The sequence below is a fragment of the Kitasatospora sp. NPDC059408 genome, from assembly GCF_042751525.1.
In the GTDB taxonomy this organism is placed as follows: Bacteria; Actinomycetota; Actinomycetes; order Streptomycetales; family Streptomycetaceae; genus Kitasatospora.
In genome coordinates, this window is the sequence record NZ_JBHYWI010000007.1 from 1 (window position 1) to 23,344 (window position 23,344).

At 74.3% G+C, this 23,344-nt stretch carries 25 protein-coding genes; 10 read left to right on the forward strand and 15 right to left on the reverse strand.

The genetic code is table 11. The features are described 5' to 3' along the window. Positions 1–146: 146 nt before the first annotated feature. Complete coding sequence (locus tag ACFXDE_RS06910) at positions 147–482, forward strand: SRPBCC family protein (protein WP_380491598.1); 336 nt, start codon at positions 147–149, stop codon at positions 480–482. Positions 483–619: 137 nt separating this feature from the next. Here ACFXDE_RS06910 and ACFXDE_RS06915 read toward each other — a convergent pair whose 3' ends face one another. Both ACFXDE_RS06915 and ACFXDE_RS06920 read right to left on the reverse strand, forming a co-directional pair. Beyond that, entirely contained in the window at positions 620–994 is a 375-nt protein-coding gene (locus tag ACFXDE_RS06915; protein WP_380491600.1) for a transglycosylase SLT domain-containing protein, read from the reverse strand. Positions 995–1,482: 488 nt separating this feature from the next. After that, positions 1,483–3,063 carry a carboxyl transferase domain-containing protein gene (locus tag ACFXDE_RS06920; protein WP_380491602.1) on the reverse strand — a complete coding sequence of 527 codons (1,581 nt, stop codon included), beginning with the start codon at positions 3,061–3,063 and terminating at the stop codon, positions 1,483–1,485. 347 nt (positions 3,064–3,410) lie between these two features. Between ACFXDE_RS06920 and ACFXDE_RS06925 the strand changes: the two genes are divergently transcribed. After that, positions 3,411–3,803 carry a ribonuclease gene (locus tag ACFXDE_RS06925; protein WP_380445497.1) on the forward strand — a complete coding sequence of 131 codons (393 nt, stop codon included), beginning with the start codon at positions 3,411–3,413 and terminating at the stop codon, positions 3,801–3,803. Between the two features lie 133 nt (positions 3,804–3,936). On the opposite strand, the gene ACFXDE_RS06930 is transcribed toward ACFXDE_RS06925, so the two are convergent. Further along, entirely contained in the window at positions 3,937–4,755 is an 819-nt protein-coding gene (locus ACFXDE_RS06930) for an MOSC domain-containing protein (RefSeq protein ID WP_380491604.1), read from the reverse strand. Positions 4,756–5,037: 282 nt separating this feature from the next. On the opposite strand from ACFXDE_RS06930, the gene ACFXDE_RS06935 reads away from it, so the two are divergent. Next, complete coding sequence (locus ACFXDE_RS06935; RefSeq protein ID WP_380491606.1) at positions 5,038–5,604, forward strand: universal stress protein; 567 nt, start codon at positions 5,038–5,040, stop codon at positions 5,602–5,604. A gap of 12 nt (positions 5,605–5,616) precedes the next feature. Here ACFXDE_RS06935 and ACFXDE_RS06940 read toward each other — a convergent pair whose 3' ends face one another. The 3 genes from ACFXDE_RS06940 to ACFXDE_RS06950 all read right to left on the reverse strand — a co-directional run bounded on the left by ACFXDE_RS06940 (position 5,617) and on the right by ACFXDE_RS06950 (position 8,150). Further along, entirely contained in the window at positions 5,617–6,156 is a 540-nt protein-coding gene (locus ACFXDE_RS06940) for an SMI1/KNR4 family protein (protein WP_380491608.1), read from the reverse strand. Positions 6,157–6,177: 21 nt separating this feature from the next. Further along, a complete protein-coding gene (locus tag ACFXDE_RS06945) occupies positions 6,178–6,897 on the reverse strand; it encodes an alpha/beta hydrolase (RefSeq protein WP_380491610.1) in 720 nt (239 codons plus the stop codon). Positions 6,898–7,337: 440 nt separating this feature from the next. Then, positions 7,338–8,150: an IclR family transcriptional regulator gene (locus ACFXDE_RS06950; RefSeq protein ID WP_380491612.1), complete on the reverse strand. Its 813-nt coding sequence runs from the start codon at positions 8,148–8,150 to the stop codon at positions 7,338–7,340. A gap of 274 nt (positions 8,151–8,424) precedes the next feature. Here ACFXDE_RS06950 and ACFXDE_RS06955 point away from each other — a divergent pair, with 274 nt between their 5' ends. The 3 genes from ACFXDE_RS06955 to ACFXDE_RS06965 all read left to right on the forward strand — a co-directional run bounded on the left by ACFXDE_RS06955 (position 8,425) and on the right by ACFXDE_RS06965 (position 11,615). Further along, positions 8,425–9,732, forward strand: a complete 1,308-nt coding sequence (locus tag ACFXDE_RS06955) for an extracellular solute-binding protein (protein WP_380491614.1) — start codon at positions 8,425–8,427, stop codon at positions 9,730–9,732. Between the two features lie 87 nt (positions 9,733–9,819). Next, positions 9,820–10,761: a carbohydrate ABC transporter permease gene (locus ACFXDE_RS06960; protein ID WP_380491616.1), complete on the forward strand. Its 942-nt coding sequence runs from the start codon at positions 9,820–9,822 to the stop codon at positions 10,759–10,761. Beyond that, positions 10,758–11,615 carry a carbohydrate ABC transporter permease gene (locus tag ACFXDE_RS06965; RefSeq protein WP_380491618.1) on the forward strand — a complete coding sequence of 286 codons (858 nt, stop codon included), beginning with the start codon at positions 10,758–10,760 and terminating at the stop codon, positions 11,613–11,615. Before ACFXDE_RS06960 ends, ACFXDE_RS06965 begins: the two co-directional genes overlap by 4 nt. Before the next feature lie 9 nt (positions 11,616–11,624). Here ACFXDE_RS06965 and ACFXDE_RS06970 read toward each other — a convergent pair whose 3' ends face one another. From ACFXDE_RS06970 to ACFXDE_RS06995, 6 genes are all read right to left on the reverse strand, one after another. Continuing rightward, positions 11,625–11,954, reverse strand: a complete 330-nt coding sequence (locus ACFXDE_RS06970) for a hypothetical protein (RefSeq protein WP_380491620.1) — start codon at positions 11,952–11,954, stop codon at positions 11,625–11,627. An 86-nt stretch (positions 11,955–12,040) separates the two neighbouring features. Beyond that, the gene (locus tag ACFXDE_RS06975) at positions 12,041–12,793 is read right to left on the reverse strand and encodes a VOC family protein (protein ID WP_380491622.1); all 753 of its coding nucleotides are present in this window, start codon (positions 12,791–12,793) and stop codon (positions 12,041–12,043) included. Positions 12,794–12,877: 84 nt separating this feature from the next. Beyond that, entirely contained in the window at positions 12,878–13,516 is a 639-nt protein-coding gene (locus ACFXDE_RS06980) for an alpha-ketoglutarate-dependent dioxygenase AlkB (protein ID WP_380491624.1), read from the reverse strand. A gap of 55 nt (positions 13,517–13,571) precedes the next feature. Beyond that, on the reverse strand, positions 13,572–14,090 hold the full coding sequence (locus tag ACFXDE_RS06985; RefSeq protein WP_380491626.1) for a GerMN domain-containing protein: 519 nt from the start codon (positions 14,088–14,090) through the stop codon (positions 13,572–13,574). Continuing rightward, on the reverse strand, positions 14,087–15,673 hold the full coding sequence (locus ACFXDE_RS06990) for a sensor histidine kinase (protein ID WP_380491628.1): 1,587 nt from the start codon (positions 15,671–15,673) through the stop codon (positions 14,087–14,089). The genes ACFXDE_RS06985 and ACFXDE_RS06990 overlap by 4 nt, the downstream gene beginning before the upstream one ends. Then, positions 15,670–16,350, reverse strand: a complete 681-nt coding sequence (locus tag ACFXDE_RS06995) for a response regulator (RefSeq protein WP_380491629.1) — start codon at positions 16,348–16,350, stop codon at positions 15,670–15,672. Before ACFXDE_RS06995 ends, ACFXDE_RS06990 begins: the two co-directional genes overlap by 4 nt. 173 nt (positions 16,351–16,523) lie before the next feature. Between ACFXDE_RS06995 and ACFXDE_RS07000 the strand changes: the two genes are divergently transcribed. Further along, entirely contained in the window at positions 16,524–17,393 is an 870-nt protein-coding gene (locus tag ACFXDE_RS07000; protein WP_380491631.1) for a polysaccharide deacetylase family protein, read from the forward strand. A gap of 23 nt (positions 17,394–17,416) precedes the next feature. On the opposite strand, the gene ACFXDE_RS07005 is transcribed toward ACFXDE_RS07000, so the two are convergent. Then, positions 17,417–18,439: a hypothetical protein gene (locus ACFXDE_RS07005; RefSeq protein ID WP_380491633.1), complete on the reverse strand. Its 1,023-nt coding sequence runs from the start codon at positions 18,437–18,439 to the stop codon at positions 17,417–17,419. Between the two features lie 296 nt (positions 18,440–18,735). Here ACFXDE_RS07005 and ACFXDE_RS07010 point away from each other — a divergent pair, with 296 nt between their 5' ends. Together ACFXDE_RS07010 and ACFXDE_RS07015 are read left to right on the forward strand one after the other, a co-directional pair. Next, positions 18,736–19,146, forward strand: coding sequence for a VOC family protein (locus ACFXDE_RS07010; protein WP_380445512.1), 411 nt, complete (start codon positions 18,736–18,738; stop codon positions 19,144–19,146). Positions 19,147–19,227: 81 nt separating this feature from the next. After that, positions 19,228–19,650 (forward strand): helix-turn-helix domain-containing protein, encoded by a 423-nt coding sequence (locus ACFXDE_RS07015; protein ID WP_380491635.1) that lies wholly within the window; start codon positions 19,228–19,230, stop codon positions 19,648–19,650. Between the two features lie 31 nt (positions 19,651–19,681). Here ACFXDE_RS07015 and ACFXDE_RS07020 read toward each other — a convergent pair whose 3' ends face one another. Together ACFXDE_RS07020 and ACFXDE_RS07025 are read right to left on the reverse strand one after the other, a co-directional pair. After that, positions 19,682–20,182, reverse strand: coding sequence for a GNAT family N-acetyltransferase (locus ACFXDE_RS07020; RefSeq protein WP_380491637.1), 501 nt, complete (start codon positions 20,180–20,182; stop codon positions 19,682–19,684). Next, positions 20,179–21,678 (reverse strand): DUF6271 family protein, encoded by a 1,500-nt coding sequence (locus tag ACFXDE_RS07025; protein WP_380491639.1) that lies wholly within the window; start codon positions 21,676–21,678, stop codon positions 20,179–20,181. The genes ACFXDE_RS07020 and ACFXDE_RS07025 overlap by 4 nt, the downstream gene beginning before the upstream one ends. A 343-nt stretch (positions 21,679–22,021) precedes the next feature. On the opposite strand from ACFXDE_RS07025, the gene ACFXDE_RS07030 reads away from it, so the two are divergent. Beyond that, complete coding sequence (locus ACFXDE_RS07030) at positions 22,022–23,215, forward strand: peptidoglycan-binding protein (RefSeq protein ID WP_380491641.1); 1,194 nt, start codon at positions 22,022–22,024, stop codon at positions 23,213–23,215. The last annotated feature ends 129 nt before the right edge of the window (positions 23,216–23,344 follow it).

Below are 23,344 nucleotides of genomic sequence, written 5' to 3' on the forward strand. Positions count from 1 at the left end.
AGCCCACCCCCTTTCGGTCGATGTGGTCAAGCTAGTGCACCCCACCGACAACGCAGCGTTCTCCGCCGCTTCGCGGCTCCGGGCCAAGGATGCATTCCCTCCCCGGCTGAAGCCGGGGATACCCTGCAAGATCAGGGATGGACGGCGTGGCGGAGGTCAGGCAGCTGGACGAGCGCCGGGCCCACTGGCGGACCAGGATCGCCGGGTTGTCCCGCGAGTTCGAGACCGAAGTCGTCGAGCGGGTGCCCGATGAGCGGGTCGCCTGGCGCACCACCGGCGACAGCGTGAAGCACACCGGGACGGTCGCCTTCGAGCCGCTCGGCCCGGCCCGGACCCGGGTGCGGATGACCATGGCCTTCCAGCCCACCGGTCTGGCCGAGAAGGCGGCCGACCGGCTGGGCGTGCTCGGCGTCCAGGTCCGCGGCGACCTGCGGCGCTTCAAGCACTTCGTCGAGGAAATCGCCGGGCCGGCGTCGCGATAGGGCGGCTGACCAGGGGCGGGACGTCCGGAAACGGCACGAGGGCCCCTCCCGCTCGTTCGCGCGGGAGGGGCCCTCGTGGGTCGCCTCGGTGGTCCCTGTCCGACTCCCGAGGTGGGGGGAGAGCCGAAGGGGTCGGCTTAGTACCAGTGGTGACCCTGCCAGAAGGTCCAGGCGGCGTTCGGGCTGCCGTAGCGGGTGTTCATGTAGTCCAGCGCCCACTTGATCTGCGTGGCCGGGTTGGTCTTCCAGTCCGCGCCCGCCGAGGCCATCTTCGAGGCCGGCAGGGCCTGGCCCAGGCCGTAGGAGCCCGAGCTCGGGTTGGTCGCGGTCACGTTCCAGCCGGACTCGTGGGAGATGATCTGGCTGAAGGAGGCCAGCTGGTTCGCCGGGACGATCTGGGCGGCGATGGCCTGCGGGGAGGCGGTCGCGGCGTTGGCGGCGGCGGGCATCACGCCGGCGGCCAGGGCGGTCAGACCGGCGGCACCGGCGAGAACGGCGGCAGAGGTACGCATACGGAGCTTGAAAGCGGGCATGAAGAACAAGACCTCAATCAGGTTGGGCCGGGTCGCGCCCCGCCCAGGACCACGGCCGGACAGGGGCCGACGGTTGCGGGGCGCGACTCGGCGGTAAGCCGTTCACCGGCGGGACAGGAGCCGGTGCGGCTGACGACGAGAGCCATTGTTGCCAGACCGGATCGGCCACCGCCAAGACCCCCTCGGTACGATCCGCGGTCGTACATCGGCCGACCGCCATCGATTCGCAGGAGTGATCGCCGGGGCCGTTCGGACACGCTCCGACCTGGCCGGATGTCCGGCTGTGGGCGAATTGTCGGGAACGGTGGGTCCGCCCCGGCGGCACTACTACGGCCCGTCGTCGACTGGGATTCCCTGTGAGCGCAGTCACCGTTTAGAACCGGGGTGACGTGACCCGGCGGCCTGCGACGGCCACTTTGCGTACAGACGATCTAGCCTCCGGTGAGACCGGGGCCACACGCTCTCGGTCACCGAGAGCGAGGATCGCCCAGCCGACGGTGCCGAGCGGCCCGCGCGGCGAACCGTTCCGCCTCCGGAACCACCGCGAGCGCGCCGAGGGCCGCTCCGACGGCAGCCCCGAGCCGCTCACAGAACGTGTCCGGCTCCTCGGCGGCGTCGGGACGTTCCGGTACCACCTCGTCCACCAGGCCCACCCGCGCCAGGTCGGCCGCGCCGATGCCCTGCGCCCGGGCCAGCTCGGCCGCGTGCGCGCCGTCGCGGTGGACGATCGCGGAGGCGCCCTCGGGCGGCAGTGGTGCGAGCCAGGCGTGCTCGGCGGCGATCACGCGGTCCGCCGGGAGCAGGGCCAGCGCCCCACCGCCCGAGCCCTGGCCGAGCAGGACCGCGAGGACGGGGGTGCGCAGCGCGAGCAGGGTGGTCAGGCAGTGCGCGATCTCGACGGCGACGCCGTCCAGTTCGGCCTGCGCGGACAGTTCGGCGCCGGCCGTGTCCACCACCGTGAGCAGCGGCAGGCCGAGTTGCTCGGCCAGGCGGGAACTGCGGCGGACGGCCCGGAGGTCGGCCGCGGTGAAGGGGCGTTCGTGGTCGGGCGTCCCGCGCTCCTGGCCGACGACGAGCACGGGCTGCCCGCCGAGGATCGCGAGGGCGCGGACCAGCGCTCCGGACCGGCCTCCGGGGGCGTCCAGCAGGACGAGTTCCGCGGCGGTGCGGCGCAGCAGTTCGCGCGTGCCGGGGCGGTCGGGGCGGCGGGTGCGGCGGACGGAGTCCCAGGCGTCGGCGGGGTGCTGCGGTTCGGGGGCGTTCTCCCTATATACGCGCTCGCCCGGGTTCTCCCCTGTGTCGTCCCCTGGGTTCTCCCTATATAGGGGAGTGGTGGAAGCCGCGGGATCCGTGGAGAGAGGAGAGGGGCCGGCTGTCAGGACGGCGAGGGAGCGGCGCACCACCTCGCGCAGTTCCTCCGGCGGTACGACGGCGTCCACGAGCCCGCGCTCCGCCAGTGTCTCGGCGCGCTGGACGTCGGCCGGCAGCTCGACGCCGCGCAGCTCCTCGTACACGCGCGGGCCGAGGAAGCCGAGGCGGGCGCCGGGCTCGGCGAACACCAGCTGGCCGAGCGTGCCCCAGGAGGCGAAGACGCCGCCCATGGTCGGGTTCCGCAGGTAGGTGAGGTAGGGGAGGCCGGCGGCCCGGTGCGCCTGGACGGCGGCGGTGATGCGCAGCATGCAGAGGAAGGCGGCGGATCCCTCCTGCATGCGGGTGCCGCCGGAGACCGGCAGGGCGAGCAGTGGCAGCCGCTCGGCGGTGGCCCGCTCGACGGCCCGGGTGATCCGCTCGGCGGTGCCGACGCCGATCGAGCCGCCGAGGAAGCCGAACTCGGAGGCGACGAGCGCCACCGGCCGCCCGTCGATCAGGCCGGTGCCGGTGAGGACCGCCTCGTCCAGGCCGGTGCGCTCGCGGGCGCGGGCGAGCGAGGCGCGGTAGCCGGGGTCGGCGGGGTGGGGGTCGGCGGGCTCGTCCCAGCTGCGGAAGCTCCCGGGGTCGACGAGCAGCCCGATCAGCTGGTGCGCCGTCAGTGCTGTTCCCGTGCCCATGCCCGCCCCCACTGGTGATCGTCCTGCGCTCTGCGCACTCTATGCGGCCCGAGCGGGCCGGGGCGGAAGCGTCGCGAAGGTGTGAGCAAGTCGGGGATGCGCGCAGGGGGTGGACGTCAGAGACGCACGCCGGAGATGCACGCCGGGGCCCTGCCGGGAATGCATGGGGAACGCACGGTTCCGGTGGGGCGGGGGCGGTTCGTGAACGGTCTCTCGGAGGGTGCTCGGAGTATTACCGAAACGATCGGAGACTTCGTCAAGTCGCCTGCTGGGCAGGCAAGTTACCGGTGGGTAAAAAGTTGGCTCAGGCCTTCCGGATGGGCCGGTGGCTCGCCAGACTGTTTGTCATGACCCGCACTCTACGCGCGTGGAAGACCCGCGCTGCCGCCGTCACCGCCGTCGCCCTGATGACCCTCGCGCCCGTCGCCGTCGCCACCGAGGCGCACGCCGACGTGAGCGGCTCGGTCTGCCTCTCCGCGCTGCCGCCGGAGGCCACCGACACCCTCAACCTGATCGCCACCGACGGTCCGTTCCCGTATTCCCAGGACGGCGTGGTGTTCCAGAACAGAGAGCAGGTGCTCCCGAGCCAGTCCTACGGCTACTACCACGAGTACACCGTCATCACGCCGGGCGCCCCGACCCGCGGCGCCCGCCGGATCATCACCGGCCAGGCGACCCAGGAGGACTACTACACGGGCGACCACTACGCCACGTTCTCGCTGATCGACCAGACCTGCTGAGACCGTTCAACTGAGACCGTTCTCCTGAGGCCGTTCAACTGAGGCCGGCCTCCGCGTGACCAAGGGCCCCGGCGGCTTGCCCCCCGCCGGGGCCACCGGCCTTGCCGGGTAACGGAGTTCGACGTCGGGCCGGTCAGCGATCGGACGGTCCCCAGTCCGCCACCGCGAGCTCGTCGCCGACGCGCAGCGTGCCCGGGCGCAGCACGGCGAACTTGGCGCCGAACACGACCCCGCCGTCCGCGGCCCGCCGGTAGCGGGCCAGGGTGCGCAGCGGCTCCGGGCCGGCCTTGGCGCCGGTCGACTGGTCGACGAGCGTCACGGCGCACCGCACGGCGAGCTTGGCGTAGGCCAGTTCGGCCCCGCCGATCGTGAGCCGGCGGGCGAGGTCCTCGGTGTGCGGCTCGGTCCAGCCGGTCACGACGATGTTCGGACGGAACCGGTCCGCCGCGAGCGGGGGTTCGCCGGTGCGCGCGTTGTAGTCGTCCAGTGACTCGCGGGAGAGCAGGTGGACGGCGCAGCTGTCGGCGAACCCGGAGGTGCCGGGGACGAGCCCGTCGGTGACGCGGTCGTGCTCCGGCGGCACGCGGACCAGCCGGCCGTGTGCGCCGAGCACGTCGGACAGCCAGGCGGCCGCGGCGTCGCCCTGGTCGATGCCGCGGAACGGTGCGCCGAACAGCTCGACCGGGCGCCGCGGCCCTTCGGTGTCCACGGGCACGGTGAGCGCCTCGACTCCCGGCGCCTCCAGCGTCAGCCGGCCGCCGTCCGCGGAGACGGACGGGCGGACGGCGGCGAGGGCCCGGTCCCGCCGCTGGGAGCGGAACACCCCGTCCTCGTCCACGACCATGAACGCCCGGTCGTGCGTCAGCCCGGCGGTGGTCAGCTCGGCCTGCTCGACCGTGATCCCCGCGCACCCCTTGATCGGGTAGTACCTCAACTCCGCCACAGCGGCCATGACTTCCCCCATCGTCCCGCTCGTTTCCGGCCAGCGTAGTTGATCATCGATGGCCGTCCGGGACGGCCCGGCGCAGGTGAGGGGTGGCCCCGGCGGCGGTCTTCCCAGGGGCAGCCCCGGCGGCGGCCCAGGCATCAGGGGCGCGTACGGAACGTCCGTCGGCGCGTCAGGGCTCCGTCAACGGGGATCCCTTCTGCTCCTCCGGCCGTTTTGCATGTGACGACACGGGCGGCGCGCGTACGAAGCGCACGGGCCACCCCATGAGCGGAAGGCGGACGGGCCATGGCGGACAGCGGCAAACCCGGGGCGGTGGGCTTCGGCGACGGCGATCACTTCGGCGACCGCAGCGGCGACCGGATCGTCGTCGGCCTCAGCGGATCCCTCGGCAGCCTCGCCGCCCTCCACCACGCCGTCGCCGAAGCCCGCCGCACCGACGCCGAGGTCCTCGCCGTCCACTGCTGGACCCCGGCCGGCGGCGAGTCCGCCTACCGCCGCACCCCCTGCCCGCCCATGCTCACCGCCGGCCGCGACACCGCCGTCGCCCGTCTCCGCCAGGCCCTCGACGAGGCCTTCGGCGGCGGCTACGCCGGAGTGCGGCTGCGCTGCCTGGCCGTCCGCGGCGACACCGGCCACACCCTGGTGCGCTGCGCCGACCGCCCTGGCGACCTCCTCGTCCTCGGCGCCGGCAGCCGCGGCCGGCTCGGCCGCCTGTTGCACCCGTCCGTCACCGCCTACTGCGTGCGGCACGCGACGTGTCCGGTGCTGGCCGTGCCCAAGCCGCCGCTCCAGCGGGAGCTGGAGGCGCTGGAGCGCAGCCACGGCGTGAGCCTCGCACCGGCCGGGCAATAGGCCGGCACCGGGTCAGGGCGCGGCGATCCGGGCGGCGGCGTCCGGCCAGTGCGGGAGCATCTCGCCGTCCCGCTCGTCCATCATCACGTGCTCCTCCCACCACGCGCGCCCGTCGAGCCAGTCGGCCAGCCAGTGGGTGAGCGACGGGCAGTCCTCGAACCAGGTGTCCGCCGAGTCCTCGGGCCCGGCGTTCGGCTCGTGGAGGAGGACGGGGGCGCCGGGGCGCAGGCAGTCCACCACGGCCGACATCGCGCAGCCCCAGTCGAGCACCGACACGACGCCGACCGGCCGGCCCCCGGGCGCGGTGCGGCGCGGGTTGGCGGCCACGATCCGGCGCAGCGGCCAGAGCAGGTGACCGTCCGGGCCGTAGCCGCCGTCGCCCACCTCGCGGTAGAGCCGGACGAGCAGCGGCGGGAGGGCGAGGCCCAGGGCCGCCTCCGCCGCCGCGACCGACTCGGCGGTGGCGGGCGCGGCCGGCGGGGTACCGTCCGCGACCGCCCGCCGGCGAACGCGCGCGACCAACTCGTCCTCGTCGACCGGCATTCCGTCCATGGTGAGGATCGTGGCACGGCCCTACGACAGTCCGGCCGCCTCCGCGAGCACGGCGGCGACGCGGCGGCCCGCGTCCAGTGCGCTCCCCGCGGTGGCGGGCACGCAGCGCTGCGCCTCGGGGCTGTACTGCGTCATCACCGTGCCCGCGTGGTCGGTGGGGAGTTCGAGCAACTCGGCCGAGGTGGCCACGCCGGCCAGCAGTCGGGTGTGCTCGGGCCCCAGCACGTCGTCCTCGGTGCCGTGCACCAGCCAGAGCGGGACGGGGGAGGGCGCCTCCGCCAGGAGCTCGACCGGAACGACGCCGTTCGTGACGGCCGGGCGGGCGTAGCTGGAGGAGATGCCCACCGCGGCGATCGGCCGCGGTCCGGCGGGAGCGCCGGGGTCGATCGCCACGGCGACGGCCTCCCGGCCGCCCAGCGACCAGCCGGCGAGGACGAGCCGGTCCGGGTCGCCGCCGAATTGCGCGGCGGTGTCACGGGCGTGTGCGAGGGAGGCGAGCAACTCGGCCCGGCCGCCGTCCTCCCGGTCCGAGCGCCAGTCGGGCACGAGCACGAGCAGCCCGTGCCCGGCGGCCTCCCGCGCGAGCGGCCGCAGGACGTCCCGCTCGTCCGGCCCGCGGCCGTGCCACAGCAGGACGACGGGCACCGGCCCGGCCGTCCCGGCCGGCGGGCGGTGGACGTCCACCGGCCTCCCGTCGGCGTACTCGACGACGTCGAGGCGATCGAATTCCATGCTGGTCATGCGGTGTTCCCCTCCGGTTCGGGCCGTGGCCGCCGACCTGGTACTGTACTTCTCGTCGCGAGGGAGATGATCTCTCGTCAGGCGTCAGTGGTGCTACCAGAGCACGTCCTACTTTCAGTAGGGAGAGTCCGTGCGATCCGGGCCTGGCGCTCTAATGTCGGACGAGGTCCGGTACCTATTCGGGTGCCGGGCCTTGTTCATTTTTCCGGGGCTTTTCCGGTGGTGTGGGGCGGGTTTCGCGGCAGGGATTCCGGCCTGCTAGTGTTCTTCTTGTCGCGAGGGAGATGATTCCTCGTCAGGCGTCAGTGGTGCTACCAGAGCACGTCCTACTTTCAGTAGGGAGAGTCCGTGCGATCCGGGCCTGGCGCTCTATTGTCGGACGAGGTCCGGTGCCCATTCGGGTATCGGGCCTCGTTCGCTTTTCCGGCGAATTCCCCCGGTCACGCCGGCTGGCGGTCGGAGCCCAGTTCGCGGGAGATCCGCAGGCCGGCCTGGGCGACCACCGGGCCGAGGGCGCGGACGCGGGCGGCGGTCATCCGGGACGTCAGGCCGGAGACGGACAGGGCGGCGGTGACCTCGCCGGTGTGGTCGAAGATGGGCGCGGCGACGCAGCGGACCTCGGGTTCGTTCTCGCGGTCGTCGATGGAGTAGCCGCGGGCCCGGATCCGGGCGAGGTCGGCGCGCAGCCGGGTCTCGTCGGAGATGGTCCAGGCGGTGACCGGGCGCAGGCCGGCGGCGACGACCTCGGTGACGGCCTCGTCGGGCAGCCAGGCGAGGATCGCCTTTCCGGTGGCGGTGCAGTACCCGGGGGCCCGGCTGCCGACGCGGGAGGCCATCCGCACGTTGGTCTCGTCCTCGACCTTGTCGAGGTAGACGATGCCCGGCGCCTGCCAGACGGTCAGGTGGACGGTCTCGCCGGCCTCGCGCTGGAGGCGGCGCAGGTGTTCGGCGGCGACGCTGCGCAGGTCGAGGGTGGAGAGGTAGGCCTGGCCGAGCCGCAGTGAGCCGTGGCCGAGGCGGAACCAGCCGGTCTCGCGGTCGCGTTCCAGCAGGTGCTCGTCGAGCAGCGGGCCGGCCAGGCGCAGCACGGTGCTCTTGTTGAGGTCGAGCGCCTCGGCGAGCTGGGCGAGCGGGACGCCGCGCCCGTCGCCGTGGTCGCGGACGTGGCCGAGGACGGCGAGGGCGCGGCGCAGCGACGAGGACTGGTTGCGTTCGGGCGCGGGCTTCCTGGGCCCTGCTCCTGGGTCCGTCATGGCTCAGAACGTACCCGTTCGCGCGCGGATCGCCGCGTTCTCGACACAACGTTGTGCAGTGCAAAACTTCGTGAACCGCCTCTTGTTGGCCGCGAGCGGCCGCGCCTAACGTCCCTGCCATCGAGCAGGCGACGGCATCCCCCGCCCGTCGGAACCCGCCCTGCCGTACCCCCGCAACCCACCCACCACCGGCCCCGGTCAGGGCCTGCTTCGACGTGCCCGTCCCCAGCGGCGCACGTCCCGGCGGCAGCTGCCGGGAGGGGAGGTCTCCACCATGCGACTCATCGGACGGACGGCCGCGGCCGCCGTGCTCACGGCCGGGTGCCTGGCCGCGGCGGCCTGCGCGCCGGGCACTTCGGCGCCGGCCGGTGCCGGGGCCGACGACCGGACGGGCGCCTTGCGGGTCTGGTTGTTCAACGAGGCAGGCAACGCCGCGAAGGAGGCGGTGGTCGGCCGGGCCGTGGCCGAGTTCCAGGCCTCCCACCAGGGCGTCACCGTCGACGTCGGCTACATCGACACCGACGCCTCGGCCCGCGCCGCGAAGATGAAGGGCGCGTTCAACGACCCCGGCAGCGCCCCCGACCTGGTCGAGTTCGGCAACACCGACCTGCCGGGCTACGTCGCCGCGGGCGGTCTCGCCGACATCGGCGCCGACCTGGCCGGGTGGCAGAGCAAGGGCGACCTCGACCCGGTGATCGCGAAGACGGCCGTCGTGGACGGGAAGACGTACGGCGTGCCGTGGTGGGTCGCGGTGCGCTCGCTGTACTACCGCACCGACCTGTTCACCGAAGCCGGGCTCGCCCCGCCGACGTCCTACGCCGAACTCGTCGCCGCCACGCGGAAGATCCACGCAGCGCACCCGGACACCTACGGCATCGCGGTCGGCGGCAAGTACACGTACGCCGCGCTGCCGTTCGTCTGGGACGCGGGCGGCGACATCGCCGCCAAGGACGGTGCGCGTTTCAAGGGGGCGATCGACTCGCCCGCCGCGCAGGCCGGGATCAAGCGCTACACCGACCTGTTCGGCGCGGACGGCTGCCCGGCCCAGCAGTGCGCGGACCTCACCGGCGGCAAGACCGTCGACCTGTTCGCGGCGGGCAAGGCGGCGATGGCGATCCTGCCCAACTCCAGCCGCAGCAAGGTGGACGCGGGCCCGGTGCGGGGCAAGTACGGCGTGGTGCCGCTGCCCGGCGAGAAGCCGGGGTCGATCGCGCCGGCGTTCGCGGGCGGCAACAACTTCGGCGTCATGAAGGCGGCCAAGCACCGCTCGCTCGCGGTCGAGTTCGCGCAGCTGCTGGCCGGGCCGGCCTACCAGGAGCAGATGTACGACGCGATGGGGAACCTGCCGACGCTCACGCCGGTCAGTGCCAGGGTCGCGGCGAAGGACCCCTTCCTGAAGCCGTTCACCGACACCATCGCGGCCGGGACCCGGTTCGTCCCGCTCGACCGGGCCTGGACGCAGATCGACGCCCAGGCGGTGATCCCGACGATGCTCCAGCAGGTCGTCACCGGCAAGGCGGACGTGGCGAAGGCCGCCGGCGACGCGGCCACCCAGGTCACCTCGGCCTTCGCGGCGCACTGACGCCGGTCCGCACCGACACCGGTCCGCGCCGATGCCGGTCCGCACTGACGCCGGTCCGTAGGGCCCTCAGGCCAGAGAGCAGGTCACGTGTCCACATCCACCACGACCGCCCCGGCGCCGGCCGCACGCTCGGGCACCCGGCGGCGCCGACCCCCACTGCTGCTGCTCCTGCCGGCGGCGGTCGTCATGATCCCGCTCGTCGCCTACCCGATCTACCAGCTGGGCCTGCTGTCCGTGCTGGACTTCGGGCAGGCGCAGGCCTCCGGCGGGGCGCCGACCTCCTTCGTGGGGCTCGGCAACTACCAGAAGGTCCTCGGCGACGGCCAGTTCTGGACGGTGCTGCTGCAGACCGTCGGCTTCGCCGCGTTCTGCGTGGCCGCCACGATCGCCGTCGGCGCGACGTTCGCCGTCCTGCTCACCCGGGTCGGCCGGTGGCCGCGGCTGGTGCTGACCACCGCCGCGATGGCGGCCTGGGCGGCGCCCGCGATGACCGGTTCGACGGTGTGGAGCTTCCTGTTCGACACCAACCTCGGCCTGGTCAACCACACCCTGGTGCGGCTGGGGCTCACCGGCTTCCACGAGTACAACTGGTTCTACGACCGGTGGTCGGCGTTCCTGGTCGTCGGCGCGGTCGTGGTCTGGCACTCCTACCCGTTCGTCATGGTCACCCTCTACGCGGGCATCCGGGCGATCCCGGCGGAGGTGCTGGAGGCCGCCGCCCTGGACGGCGCCACCACCTGGACCACGTTCCGCCGGATCACCGCCCCGATGCTGCGGCCGATCCTGACGATCGTGGTGATCCAGTCGGTGATCTGGGACTTCAAGGTCTTCACCCAGATCTACGTGATGACCGAGGGTGGCGGCATCGCCGGCCAGAACCTCGTGCTCAACGTCTACGCCTACCAGAAGGCCTTCGCCTCCTCCCAGTACGGGCTGGGCGCGGCCATCGGCGTGATCATGCTGCTGGTCCTGGTGATCCCGACGGCCCTCTACATCCGCACCCTGCGACGGACGGCGAACGAACTGTGAACTTCCTTTCCGGCGCGCGTGGTTGGCGGCTTCTCGCGAACGGGGGCGCGATCGCGGCGGCCGTCGTCACGGCGTTCCCGATCTTCTGGATGGTGCTCTCGGCGGTCAAGCCGAAGGGGGAGGTGCAGTCGCTGGACCCGAGGCCGTGGACGGCGCACCCGACGCTGGACGGCTTCCGGCGGGTGCTCAGCGTGGACGGGTTCGGGCGGTACTTCGCCAACAGCGCGGTCGTCGCGCTGTCGGTCGTGGTGCTGTCGGCGGTGGTCGTCTTCCTGGCGGCGGTCGCGGTGACGAGGTTCCGCTTCCGGTTCCGCACGACGGTCATGGTGATGTTCCTGATCGCGCAGATGATCCCGGTCGAGGCACTGACCATCCCGCTGTTCTTCATGTTCCGCGACGCCGGCCGGTACGTCCCGGGGCTCGGGCTGAACACCCTGGTGTCGCTGGTGCTGGTGCAGCTGGCGTTCTCGCTGCCGTTCGGGATCTGGATGATGCGCGGCTTCGTCGCCGCCGTGCCGGAGTCCATCGAGGAGGCCGCGCAGATCGACGGCGCGAGCCGGGCCCGCATCCTGTGGCGGATCCTGCTGCCGCTGGTGGCGCCCGGGCTCGCGGCGACGAGCGTGTTCTCGTTCATCGCGGCGTGGAACGACTTCGTGTTCGCGAAGACGTTCATCATCAGCGCCACGCAGAACCAGACCCTGCCGTCCGCCCTGCTGGTGTTCTTCAAGCCGGACGAGAACGACTGGGGCGGCATCATGGCGGCGTCGACGCTGATGACCGTGCCGGTGCTGGTCTTCTTCGTCGCGGTGCAGCGCAAGCTGGTGTCCGGCCTCGCGGGCGCGGTCAAGGACTGATCGTTCCGCTCACCGGTGGACGAACGCGTGGGCCTCGCGGGCGAGTCCGTCCCAGGTGAGGGCGGAGGCCGGGTCGACCGCGAACCACTCGCGCATCGGACGGCCCTTGCCCGCGTCGAAGTGCTCGCCCTCCCCGGCGGCGACGAGCTCGTCCACGCGGGCGCGGGGGAGCTTGAGGACGAGGCGGCCGGCCGACAGCATCGCGAAGATGTGGCCGTCGGCCTTGAGCGCGTCGGAGCCGAAGCGGCGGCCGGTGCCGGGCGGCTCCACGCCGTCCAGGCGCGTCAACTCCTCTACCAGGGAGGCGAATCGATCCTCGGGAGTCGTCTTCTTCGTCATGCCGGTCTCCTCGCCGTGCTGGTCTCCTCGTCGTGCCGGATTCCTCGTCGTGCCGGTTTCCTGGTCGCGCCGGCTTCCTCGTCGGGTCAGGCCGCCTCCGCGGACTCGTCGGGCGGGACGGCGACCAGGGTGAACACCGCGCCGCCGTCGTCCCGGACCAGCGACGAGCGGCCGAACGGCGTCGGCTCCGGGCCGGAGAGGACGGTCCCGCCGAGGGCGCGCACCCGGTCGGCGGCGCGGTCCGCGTCGTCGGTCGCGAACGAGGTCAGCCACGCGGCGCGGGCGTCGTCCGAGGGCGAGGGCCCGATCCCGCCGGCCGGGAGGCCCTGGGCGCGGAACACGGTGTAGCCGTCGCGGGGGTGGTCGTGGGTGAGGCCGAACACCTGCCGGTAGAAGGCGCGCGCGGCGTCCGGGTCGGGGGACAGGTGCTCGTTCCAGGTGAGCGCGCCCGGTTCGTTGACCAGCCCCGCGCCCGGGACCGGCCCGCCCTGCCAGAGCCCGAAGCGCGCGCCCTGCGGATCGGCGGCGAGCGCCGCCCGGCCCTGGTCGGGCACGTCGTACGGCTCGCGCAGGAGCCGCCCGCCGGCCGCGCGGACGGCGGCGGCGCTGCGGCGGACGTCGGGGGTGGCGAGGCAGGTGAGCCAGGCGGGCGGCTCGGACGGCGGCCCGACGGCCGCGACCTGGGCGCCGTGCAGCGTGGCGACGGCCTCGGCCGGGCCGGTCGGGACGAAGTCCCAGCCGAACAGCCCGCGGTAGAAGCGCCGCGCGCGCTCGACGTCGGGCACCGCGAGCGCCACCCAGCAGGGGACGCCCTCGCGGTACCTGCCCGCCTTCGGCATGCCGCCTCCTGCGCTCGGGCCCGCGTTCGGGGACCGTCCCCTCCGGCCAGCCTCCACGCCCGGTCCGCCGACGGCAACCGGGGTTCAGGCCACGCCGCGCGGCCGGAACTGGACGCTGATCCGCGGGCCCACCGGCCGCGCCGTCTTCGGGATCGCGTGCTCCCAGGTCCGCTGGCACGAGCCGCCCATCACGACGAGGTCCCCGTGCCCGACCGGGTGCCGCACGACGGCGCCCCCGCCGTACCGGGGCCGCAGGAGGAGGGCGCGCGGCTCGCCGACCGACAGGATCGCGACCATGGTGTCCTCGCGGTTCCCGCGCCCGATCCGGTCGCCGTGCCAGGCGACGCTGTCCCGCCCGTCGCGGTAGTAGCACAGGCCCAGGGTCCGGAAGGGCTCGCCGAGCTCCTCGGCGTAGTGCGCGCTCAGCGCCCCGCGCGCCTCGGCCAGCACCGGGTGCGGGGCCTCGGCGCCCTCGGGGTAGGACGCGAGCAGCCGCGGGACGTCCACCATGCGTTCGTACATCTCGCGGCGCTCCGCCCGCCAGGGCACCTCCGCCGCCAGTTGTTCGAACACCAGGTCGGCCCCGCGCAGCCACCCCGGCAGCACGTCGAGCCACGCCCCGTCCCCGAGCACCACCCGCCGCACGCCCCGCAGCGGCCCGAGGCGGACGTCGTCGCCGGGGTCGTCGAACAGCGAGGGCTGGAGGTGAAGGGTGCCGGGCATGGCACCAGCGTACGCCCCTATTCGAACGTCTGCTCGAATATGAGGGCCGGCGGGGTCAGCCGTTGCGGTGGAGGTCGCACTGCTGCTGGATCGCGCTCGGGGCGTCGCTGCTCACGATGGAGACGTGGGGCGTCGGGCCGACGGCGGGGGCGTCCTCGGTGGTGCAGACGAGCTGCTGGATGGCGGTGGTGCTGAGCGAGGCGGTCGGCCAGGACAGGCGCAGCGTGACGGCGCCGGGGGTGGCGGTGGCCTGGACCTTGCCGGTGGCGGGCAGGTCGCTGTAGAGGCCGGTGCGCCGTTCGGCCTGGTCGGGGCCGGTGAGCAGGCTGTCGAGGGTCTGCTGGAGGTCCTCGCGCCGGCCGCCGGGGCGGATGGCGAGCCGGATGCCCTGCGGGCCGGGGAAGTAGAGCCGGGTGCCCGGTTCGATGCCGGTGGCGGGCAGGCCGCTGCGGACCGGACCGGTGCTCGGGATCGAGCAGCCGCACGCGAGCAGGAGCAGCGCGGCGGCGGCCAGGCGGCGGGCGGCCGGGTGGCGGCGGGCCTGGTGGGCGGCCTGCCGGCGGGCGGTCGTCACTGGTCCTCCGAAGGGGTGCCGAGGGGCAGGACGAGGGTGAACACCGCTCCGCCCGCGGGGGAGTTGGCGGCCTCGATGATGCCGCCGTGCAGGCGCGCGTTCTCCTGGGCGATGGCGAGGCCGAGCCCGCTGCCCTCGGAGCGGGCGCGGGACTTGTCGGCCTTGTAGAACCGGTCGAACAGGTGCGGGAGTTCGGCGGGCGGGATGCCCGGGCCGCGGTCGGTGACGGTGAGCACGAGCTCGCCGTCGGCCTCGCGCAGGCCGAGGCGCACCGGCGGGCGGCCGTGGCGCAGCGCGTTGCCGGCGAGGTTGGCGACGATGACGTCGAAGCGGCGCGGGTCGAGCCGCACCGGCAGGGCGGCGGGCAGGTCGGTCTCGATCCGCTCGGACCAGCCGCGCAGGTCGAGGGTCTCGCGCACGGCCGAGGCCGCGTCGACGTCCTCGGTGCGCAGCGGGGCGGCGCCGGCGTCGAGGCGGGAGATCTCGATGAGGTCGTTGACGAGGCGGGTGAGCCGCTGGGTCTCGTTGCTGATCATGCGCAGTGCGGTGCCGGTGTCGGGCGGGAGCTGTTCGGCGTCCTCGTCGAGGATGTCGGTGACGGCGAGCATGGCCGCGAGCGGGGTGCGCAGTTCGTGGGAGACGTCGGCGGCGAACCGGCGGCCCTGGCTCTCGATGGCGCGCAGTTCCTCGATGGTGCCCTGGAGGGTGCGGGCGGTGTGGTTGAACGTCTTGGAGAGCTGGGCGAGTTCGTCGTGGCCGGTGACGGTGAGCCGGGTGTCGAGCCGGCCCTGGGCGAGGGCGCGGGCGGCGTCGCCGAGGGCCCGGACCGGGCGCAGGACCTGCCGGGCGGCGAACAGGGCGAGTCCGGCGGCGAGGACGGCGGCGAACACGCCGGCGCCGGCGGCACCGGCGAGGACCTCGTCGGCGGCGGCCTGTTCGCGGTCGAGGGGGAGGACCGCGTAGACGGTGAGGCCGGAGGGGGTGCCGGAGCCGGGCGGCGTCCTGGTGGGGACGCCGGTGGTCACGCCGGACGGGGCGTAGGTGACGGGCACCCCGGCGGCGAGCCACGGGTGGCCGTCGGCGGCGAAGCGCTGGAACGCGGCGCGGCCGGAGCCGACGGTGGCCTGCAGGCCGGGCGGGACGGCGACGGGCTGGGTCCACTCGGAGTGGATCGTCCCGTAGGAGGCCAGGACGCGCCAGTCGCGGAAGCCGTTGGTGCCGGACAACTGCCCTGCCAGGCGGTCGAGTTCGGCCTGGGTCGGCGGGAAGGGCAGGGCGGGGGAGAGGACGTCGATGCGCCGGCGCAGCTCGTCGAGGGTGGTGTCCTGGGTGAGGTCGAGGGTGGAGTTGGTCGCGGCCCGGTAGGTGAGGGCAGCGGTGGCGAGCGCACTGATGGCGGCGACGGCGAGGAACGCGGCGAGCATGCGCGGGCGCAGCCCGGCGACGGCGCGGCGCAGGCGCAGCAGCCGGTGCCGTCCGGGCCGGGACGGCCGTCCGGCGCCGGGGTGTTCGGCCTGGGGCGGCCCGGCGGCGGTTCTGCCGGAGGGGTCGTCGGCCGGCGGGTTCCGGCGGTCGCCGTTCACAGCGGTCCGAAGCGGTAGCCGAAACCGCGGACGGTCTGGACGTAGCGGGGCGCGGCCGGGCTGTCCTCGATCTTGGCGCGCAGCCGGTTCACCCCGGCGTCGACGAGCCGGATGTCGTCCTGGCGGCCGAGGCCCCACACCGACTCCAGGAGCTGCTCGCGGCTGAACACGCGGCCGGGCGCGGCGGCGAGCTCCAGCAGCAGGCGCAGGTCGCCGGCGGCGAGGAGCAGGGGGACGCCGTGCTTGGTGACGGTGAGCGCGGCGCGGTCCAGGACGAGGTCGCCGAGCGTCTCGCGGACGGGCTCGGGGCCGGGGCCGCCGGCGCGGCGCAGCACGGCGCGGATCCGGGCGTCCAGGACGCGGGACTGCGCGGGCTTGACCACGTAGTCGTCGGCGCCGGCCTCCAGACCGAGGACGGTGTCGACGTCGTCCCCGAGGGCGGTCAGCATGATCACCGGGGTGGGGCCGTCGGCGCGCAGGCGGCGGCACACCTCCAGGCCGTCGATGCCCGGCAGCATCAGGTCGAGCACCACGATCTCGGGCGGCTCCCGGTGGGCCTCGGCCAGCCCCTCCTCGCCGGACGCGGCGGAGCGCACGGCGTGGCCCTGGCGGCGCAGGCCCAGCGCGAGCGCGTCGCGCACCGACGGGTCGTCCTCGATCAGCAGTACTCGTGGCATGTCTGCCAGTATCGGCGCTGGTCAGGCGTGCTCCGGACCACGGCGCGGGACGGGCGGCCAGTTGTTGCGAAACCTGTCGCACGTTGTTGCGAAACGGTCATACGCGGCTCACAGGGCCCGCAAGCGCGCGGCCGAGGGTGGTGGTCGTCCACCCCCTGACGAGGAGCAGCACCGTGCGCCACCACGACGAACCCCGGACCCCCGAGACCGCTCCGAGCAGTTGGTACCCGCGCCTGGACCCGGCGGCCCGGCCACATGCCCGCCGCACCGCCGTCCTGCGCGCGGTGACGGCGGGGGCGGTGGTGGTGACGCTGCTGGGTGCCGCCGGGGTGCTGATGAAGGGGCCCGACCCGCTGTCCCGGCTCACCGGTTCCCCGGTCGCGCCGTCCGGGCCCGAGCCCTCCGCCACCGCGCCGGACGCCTCCCTGCCCGCGCCGACGGTGGACATGAGCATCTCGCGCGAGTCCGAGGACGAGGGGAGGACCGTCAACCTCACCATTGACGACGGGCCCGACCCGCAGTGGACCCCGCGCGTCCTCGACGTCCTCGCCCGCAACGGGGCCAAGGCCGTGTTCTGCATGCTCGGACCGAGCGCCACCGCCCACCCGGAGCTCGCCCGGCAGGTCGTCGCGGCCGGCCACCGCCTCTGCGACCACAGCGTGAGCCACGACACCGCGATGGACCACAAGGACGTCGCCCACCAGGAGAAGGAGATCGTGGACGGCCTGCGGATGATCCAGGACGCCACCGGCGGCGCCCCCGTGCCGTACTACCGGGCGCCCGGCGGCGCGTTCACGCCCGAGAGCCGCCAGATCGCCGCCGCCCACGGCATGCGGCCGCTCGGCTGGAACGTCGACACCCGGGACTTCGAACGCCCCGGGGTCGAGCGGATCGTCGAGACCGCGAAGGAGCAGCTGCGGCGCGGCCCGACGGTCCTGCTGCACGACGGCGGCGGGAACCGGGCGCAGACGGTGGAGGCGCTGGAGCGGCTCCTGCCGTGGCTGCGGGCCAACGGGTACGCCTTCAGCTTCCCCAAGCGGTGAGCGGGAGGGGAGCCGAACGGGGGTCAGGCCTTGGAACCGGGTACGGCGGCGTCGGGCGTCCGGCCGTCCTGCGCCTGCTGGGCGCGGGCGGCGAGGAGCCGGGCGAAGACGGTGAGGGCGGGCGCGTCGGCCACGGTCGCGTCCGCGCCGGAGTCGCCGACGTACAGGAGCGTCGTGCCGACCCGGACCAGGGCCTCCATGCCGTCCGCGCCGTGCGACCTGGCGGCGCTCTGGTCGCCGATCGACGGGAGCGGCACGGCCGCGGCCGCACCGGTGCCGCCCACCCGATCCAGCATCGTGTCGAAGGCCCGGCCGGCCGTCGCGGCGGTCGCGAACGTGACCACGATGAACTTGGCGCTGTGCCGCGGCCCGGCGCGGAACGTCACGGTGGCGTAGGCGAGTTGCTGGTCGCAGGCGTCCTGGACGAAGCACGGGACGCCGTCGCCCGCGCTCGTCCCGGACTGCGGCGCGGTCTCGATCTGCCAGCCGCCCGGCATCGCCGCGGGGTCGGGCAGGACGCCCTGCGCCCGGGCGGGGTCGCGCAGCGCCGTCGCGGCGTGGTCGAAGCCGTGGACGCCGGGCTGGAGGAGCGGCCGGTCGCCGAGGTTGATCCCGAGGGCGACCAGGGACGCGACCACCACGAGGGCGAGCGTCACCAGGATCCCGCCGGTGGCGCGGCGGCCGGACGCGGGCTTCAGTCGGAGCTGGACCGTCCCGCCGTCGCCGGGTCTCGCCTGGAGGTGGACGGTCGGCGGGTCCGCCGGTGCCGTCCGGAGCTGGACCGTCGAGGGGCTCGTGGGCGGGCCCAGCTCCGTCGAGAGCAGGTAGCGGGCGAACGCCGGGTCCTCGGCGAGCAGCCGGCCGACGGCGGTGGTGAGCGCGGCCCGCGCCAGCGGGTCCGCCGGATCCGCCCCGGCCGAGACCGCCGCCTCCTCGCCGCCGGGCACCGCCCGCAGCCGCGTGCGCACGAGCTCGGCCACCGCCGAGCCGGGCGCGCGGACCAGCGCGTCGACGGTCGCGGTCACCAGTTCCTGGCCGTTCCCCATGACAACTCCCCCCAGCGTAGGCGTCGTTGACACCACCATCCCGGAATCCGGGCGATTGCGGACCCCGGTCGACGAGAACGGGGACGGAACCGCGACGGGTTTCGGACGGGCCCGGGACGTGCCGACGACGTGCCTGCGAGGTGGCGGCGACGCGCCGGCGAGGTGTGCGGTACGCGTCCTGGCGGCGGAGGCCGGGAGGCGGCCGGAAACCGGCCCGGGATCCGGCCCGGGATCCGGCCGGGATTCGGTCAGGAATCGAGAAGCGCGGTCCACCGGCCGCCCCTAGCATCGTCGGCATGGACCTCACCATTCACACCACCGTCCTCCCGCACGTCGACCCGGACGCGTCCGTGGCCTTCTACCGCGACGTCCTCGGCTTCGAGGTCCGCAGCGACGTCGGCCAGGGCACGATGCGCTGGATCACCGTGGGGCCGGCCGGCGGGTCCGGCACCTCCATCCTGCTCGCGCCCCCGGCCGCCGACCCCAACGTCACCGAGGACGAACGCCGCACCATCGACGAGATGATGGCCAAGGGCACGTACGGCTGGATCCTGCTGGCCACCCGCGACCTCGACGCCACCTTCGAGAAGGTGCAGGCCGGCGACACCGAGGTCGTGCAGGAGCCGACGCAGCAGCCGTACGGCGTCCGCGACTGCGCCTTCCGCGACCCGGCGGGCAACCTCGTCCGCATCCAGGAACTCCGCTGAGCCGTCCGCCCGGACGGCTCGTTCGCGGCCACTGACGAGAGCCGACGGACGCACGGACGCCGTCGGCGAAGGGGGTCTTCCATGTGCCACCCCGGATGGGCGCGCGCACGCATCGCGGCGCAGCGCCTGAGCGGCTTCGCGCGGCTGCGCCGCGTGCGCGACCGGATCGACCGCGAGTACGCGCGCCCGCTGGACGTCGAGGCGCTCGCCCGCGCCGCCCGGATGCCCGCCGGGCAGCTCAGCCGCGAGTTCCGGCTCGCGTACGGGGCCTCGCCGTACGGGTACCTGACGGCGCGCCGCGTCGAGCGCGCGGTCGCCCTCCTGCTCGGCGGCGGCGACCCGGCCGGGGTGTGGTCCGCGGTCGGCTGCGCCACGCCGGGCGTCCTCCGCGACCGCTTCACCGGGCTCGTCGGTGCGGCGCCCGCGGAGTTCGCCGCCGGCTGCGCCCGTGCCGGCGCCCGCGTCGGCGTCGGCGTCGGCGTCGGCGCGACCGTGCCCGGGTGAGCGGCCCGGCGGGCCGCTACCCGACGGGCCGCTAGCCGACGGGCATCGACATGTAGACGGCCCGCCTGCCGTACGAGGCCGGGACGGCGACCTCGCGGTGGGCGCGGTAGCCGAGCAGCCGCAGGATGATGTCGGTGCCGCGCACCGCGACCATGGAGATCCGCTCGAAGCCCTGCTCCCGCGCGCGGTCCTGGAAGTGGTGCATGAAGCGCAGCGCGACGTCCCGTCCGCGCAGGTCCTCGGCGATGACGAGGTCGTGCACGTGCAGGTTGCGGGACCGGTGGGCGGTGCCCTCCGGGCGGGCGAGGTCGGGGCAGCGCAGCGGCGGGTAGGGCAGGCTCAGCAGGTAGCCGCGGACCTTCCCGCCGCTCTCCAGGACGAGGCAGGTGCCGGGCGAGCTGCGGCCCCTGGACTCCAGGGCCGCCCGGCCCTCGGAGAGGCCGTCGGCCGCGTAGGCGTCGTGCTCCAGGGCGACGACGGTGTCCCAGTCGTCCTCGGCGAGCGGGCGGATGCGCAGGTCGTCGTCGCTCATCCGGCCGCCCCGGTCTCCGAGGCCGCCCCGGCCGCCGCGGCTGCCCCGGGTTCCGCGGTGGCTGCGGCCGGTTCGGCGTGCGCTGCGGCGACCAGCGCGCCCCACGCGTCGATGAGCAGCGCGAAGCGTTCGGCGTCGGCCCGCGCCTCGGCGAGGAGCCGCTCGCGCAGCGGCGCCAGGTGGTCGGCGAAGTCCGCGTACGTGCCGCCGAGCCGGCGGTAGGAGCGGTCGAGGACGTCCAGCCGGCGGACGTTCTCGGCGGGGTCCCAGTCGGCGCTGCGGCGCACGGAGTCGAGGACCGGCGCGGTGCGGACCTCGTACCGCTCGTCGAGCAGGTCCTCGCCGAGCGCCATCATCTCGCCGTAGACCGGGTGCAGGTACAGCATCGACAGCAGGAACTTGACGAACCGCACCTGGTAGGCGGTGAAGCCGGGCCCGGTGCGGCGCTCGGGCGTGTAGTAGTTGACGATGTGCCGGTTGTGGACGACGCCCGGCAGGCCCGCGTCGAGGACCACGTGCAGGAGGAAGTAGTCGCTGCCGATGGTGTCGGTCGCGGGCGGCAGCGGCAGCCGCTCGTAGACGCGGTGGTCCAGGCCGAGGTTGCACATGTCGACCCGCCGGATGTCGGGCGGGCCGAGGACCGTCTCGTCCGCGCGGAACGGCTCGGTGCCGCCGCCGGTGAACGACTCCTCGACCAGCTCGCGCTTCTCCTCGTCGGACCAGACCGGCGGTGCCCAGAGGCCGACCACGTCGTGGTAGACGGCGGGGTCGAGCTCCCGGATCCCGCCGATGTCGACGGACAGTTCGCCGATGAACGAGCCGCCGACCAGGACCACGGGACGGTCGCCGTGGGCCGGGTCCAGCTCGTTCCTGGTGACGGCGGTGGCGTCCGCCGCTACGTCGCCCGCCCGCCGCCCGAGCGCGCGCAGCTCGTGGTCGATCGGGAACACCTTGCGCCCGTCCAGGAGCTGGTAGTCGCCGTCGGAGTCCCGGCGGTGGACGGACGTGCAGCCGAGCGCGGCGGCGACGAGGAAGACCCGGTTGGTGCAGGCGCCGTAGGAGACGGCGCCGGGGAGCATCAGGTCGAGCAGCAGCTCGGGACCGGGGGCGCCGGAACGCCGGATCACCCGCTTCAGGAAGGCGCGCTGCCACGCCTCGTCGAGGTGGTGCACGACCACGCGCGGGGCGGGGGCCAGGGCGGCGACGGCGGCCGCGTTCCGCGCGAACGGCGTGGCCCCGCTGCCCTCGGCGGCCTCCAGCGCCCCCGCGGCGTCGGAGGTGCCGGGGCGGACGGACGTGCCGGAGCGGTCGGAGCCGTCGAAGGTGCCGGGGCGGTCGAAGCCGCCGGAGCCGCCGGAGCCGTCGGAGGTGTCGAGGATCAGCAGGTGCACCTCGACGTCGAAGTGCGCGGCGGCGTGGGCGGCTTCCTCGGCGAGCGCGGTGATGGTGCCGGCGCAGGCCCGGTTGGTGGGCAGGGCGAGGCAGACTCGTCTCATGCAGGTTCTCCGTCGGTCGAACTCGACTGGTTTCGAGGCCAGTTGACGTCTTCCTCCGGTCGGTCCGGCCTCGCGAACACCGTGGACTAGACCAATGTCGAAGTCAACGATTGACAGGACGGGCCGTGAGGGGGTGGGATTCGCCGCGCGCGCCGCAGGGGGCGCGCAAACCGTACGGATCTGCGATTGCCCACCGAATATCCGAACGGGCAAGCGGACCCCGGGGGTTCAGCGGAACTCCGCCCCGTGCCGGAGTCATCCGGAGGCATGGACCTGCCGATAACGGCAACGATGTCCGTGCCCCGTCACTCCGTACTCCCCCACTCCGTCCGGAGGACACGCCATGCCCGAGCTGTGGCTGCCCGGTGCCGAGGTCCACGACCTCGGCGATCACGCCCCCACCGACCAGCAGTACCCGCCGAAGGCCATCGCGCACATCACCTGGGACCGCGACGCCAGCGCCGCCGCCCCGCAGGACTGGTGCACGTTCGACGACCTGGTCACCTACTTCACCACCAGCGGCGCCGGCGACGCCCCGCACCTCGTCTGGGACCCGTTCAGCGGCCGGACGGCCCAGCTGTTCCCCGCCGACTCCCGCTCCAGGAGCCTGCTCAGCCCGCCCGGGAGCCCGACCCGCACCAACCGCGCGGGGCGGGTCGTCCTCCAGATCGAGGCGGTCTTCTTCCCCTACTGCCGCCACCGGGGCACGGTCTACCCGCGCCTCGTCGACACCCCGTGCGCCGGCTGGGGCCGCCTGCACGCCTGGATCGCCTCGTGGGGCGTGCCCGACGTCTGGCCGATGGGCCGGCCCACCGACTTCGCCGGCCGGCGCGACGAGCGGGTGTGGGAGACCCGCGGCGGCTGGTACGCCCACGCCCACGTCCCCGACAACGACCACACCGACCCGGGCTCCTGGCCGGACTTCACCGGCGGCCCGTCCCTCCCGCCCCCGCCGCCGGACGGGCCCACCCCGCCCGCCGAACCCGTCCCGGCGCGCTACCAGGTCGCCGTCAACGGCCTCCGGTACGGCTACGGCGCCCACGGCTACCAGGTCACCGCCGTCGGCCGGGCGCTCGTCGCCCAGGGCTTCGGCGGGCACTACCGGTCCGGCCCCGGCCCGGACTGGACGGACGCCGACACCCTCAACTACGCCGACTACCAGGGGAGTCTGGGCTACTCGGGCCCTGCGGCGGACGGCGTCCCCGGCCCGGCCTCGCTGCTGCGCCTGCTCGGCTACCTGCCCGGCCCGCGCACCGTCTCGCTCGCCCACGTCGTCGCGGCGGCCGGCACCGACCCGGGCGCCGAGCAGGGCCACCGGACGTACGGCGCCGAGGTCGCGATCGTCGAACAGGCGCTGGCGGACGAAGGGCTGCTCGAACAGCGGTGGGTCGACGGCTCGTTCGGCAGCCTGACGGTCACCGCCTACGCCGGCTGGCAGCGCCGCTGCGGGTACTCCGACGCGGACGCGGACGGCGTCCCCGGGTCCGACTCGCTCCAACGGCTCGGCGCGGCGCACGACTTCACCGTGACCGGGTGAGGCGGGCGGGCGTCCTCGTGTCGTCCGCCGTACTCGGCCGGGAGTAGTCGGAGTTACTCCCGCCGGCAGATGTCGGATGAGAGGAGGGCGGGGGAGGCTGAGCGCGTTCTGATGGGCCTCTATCGAAGG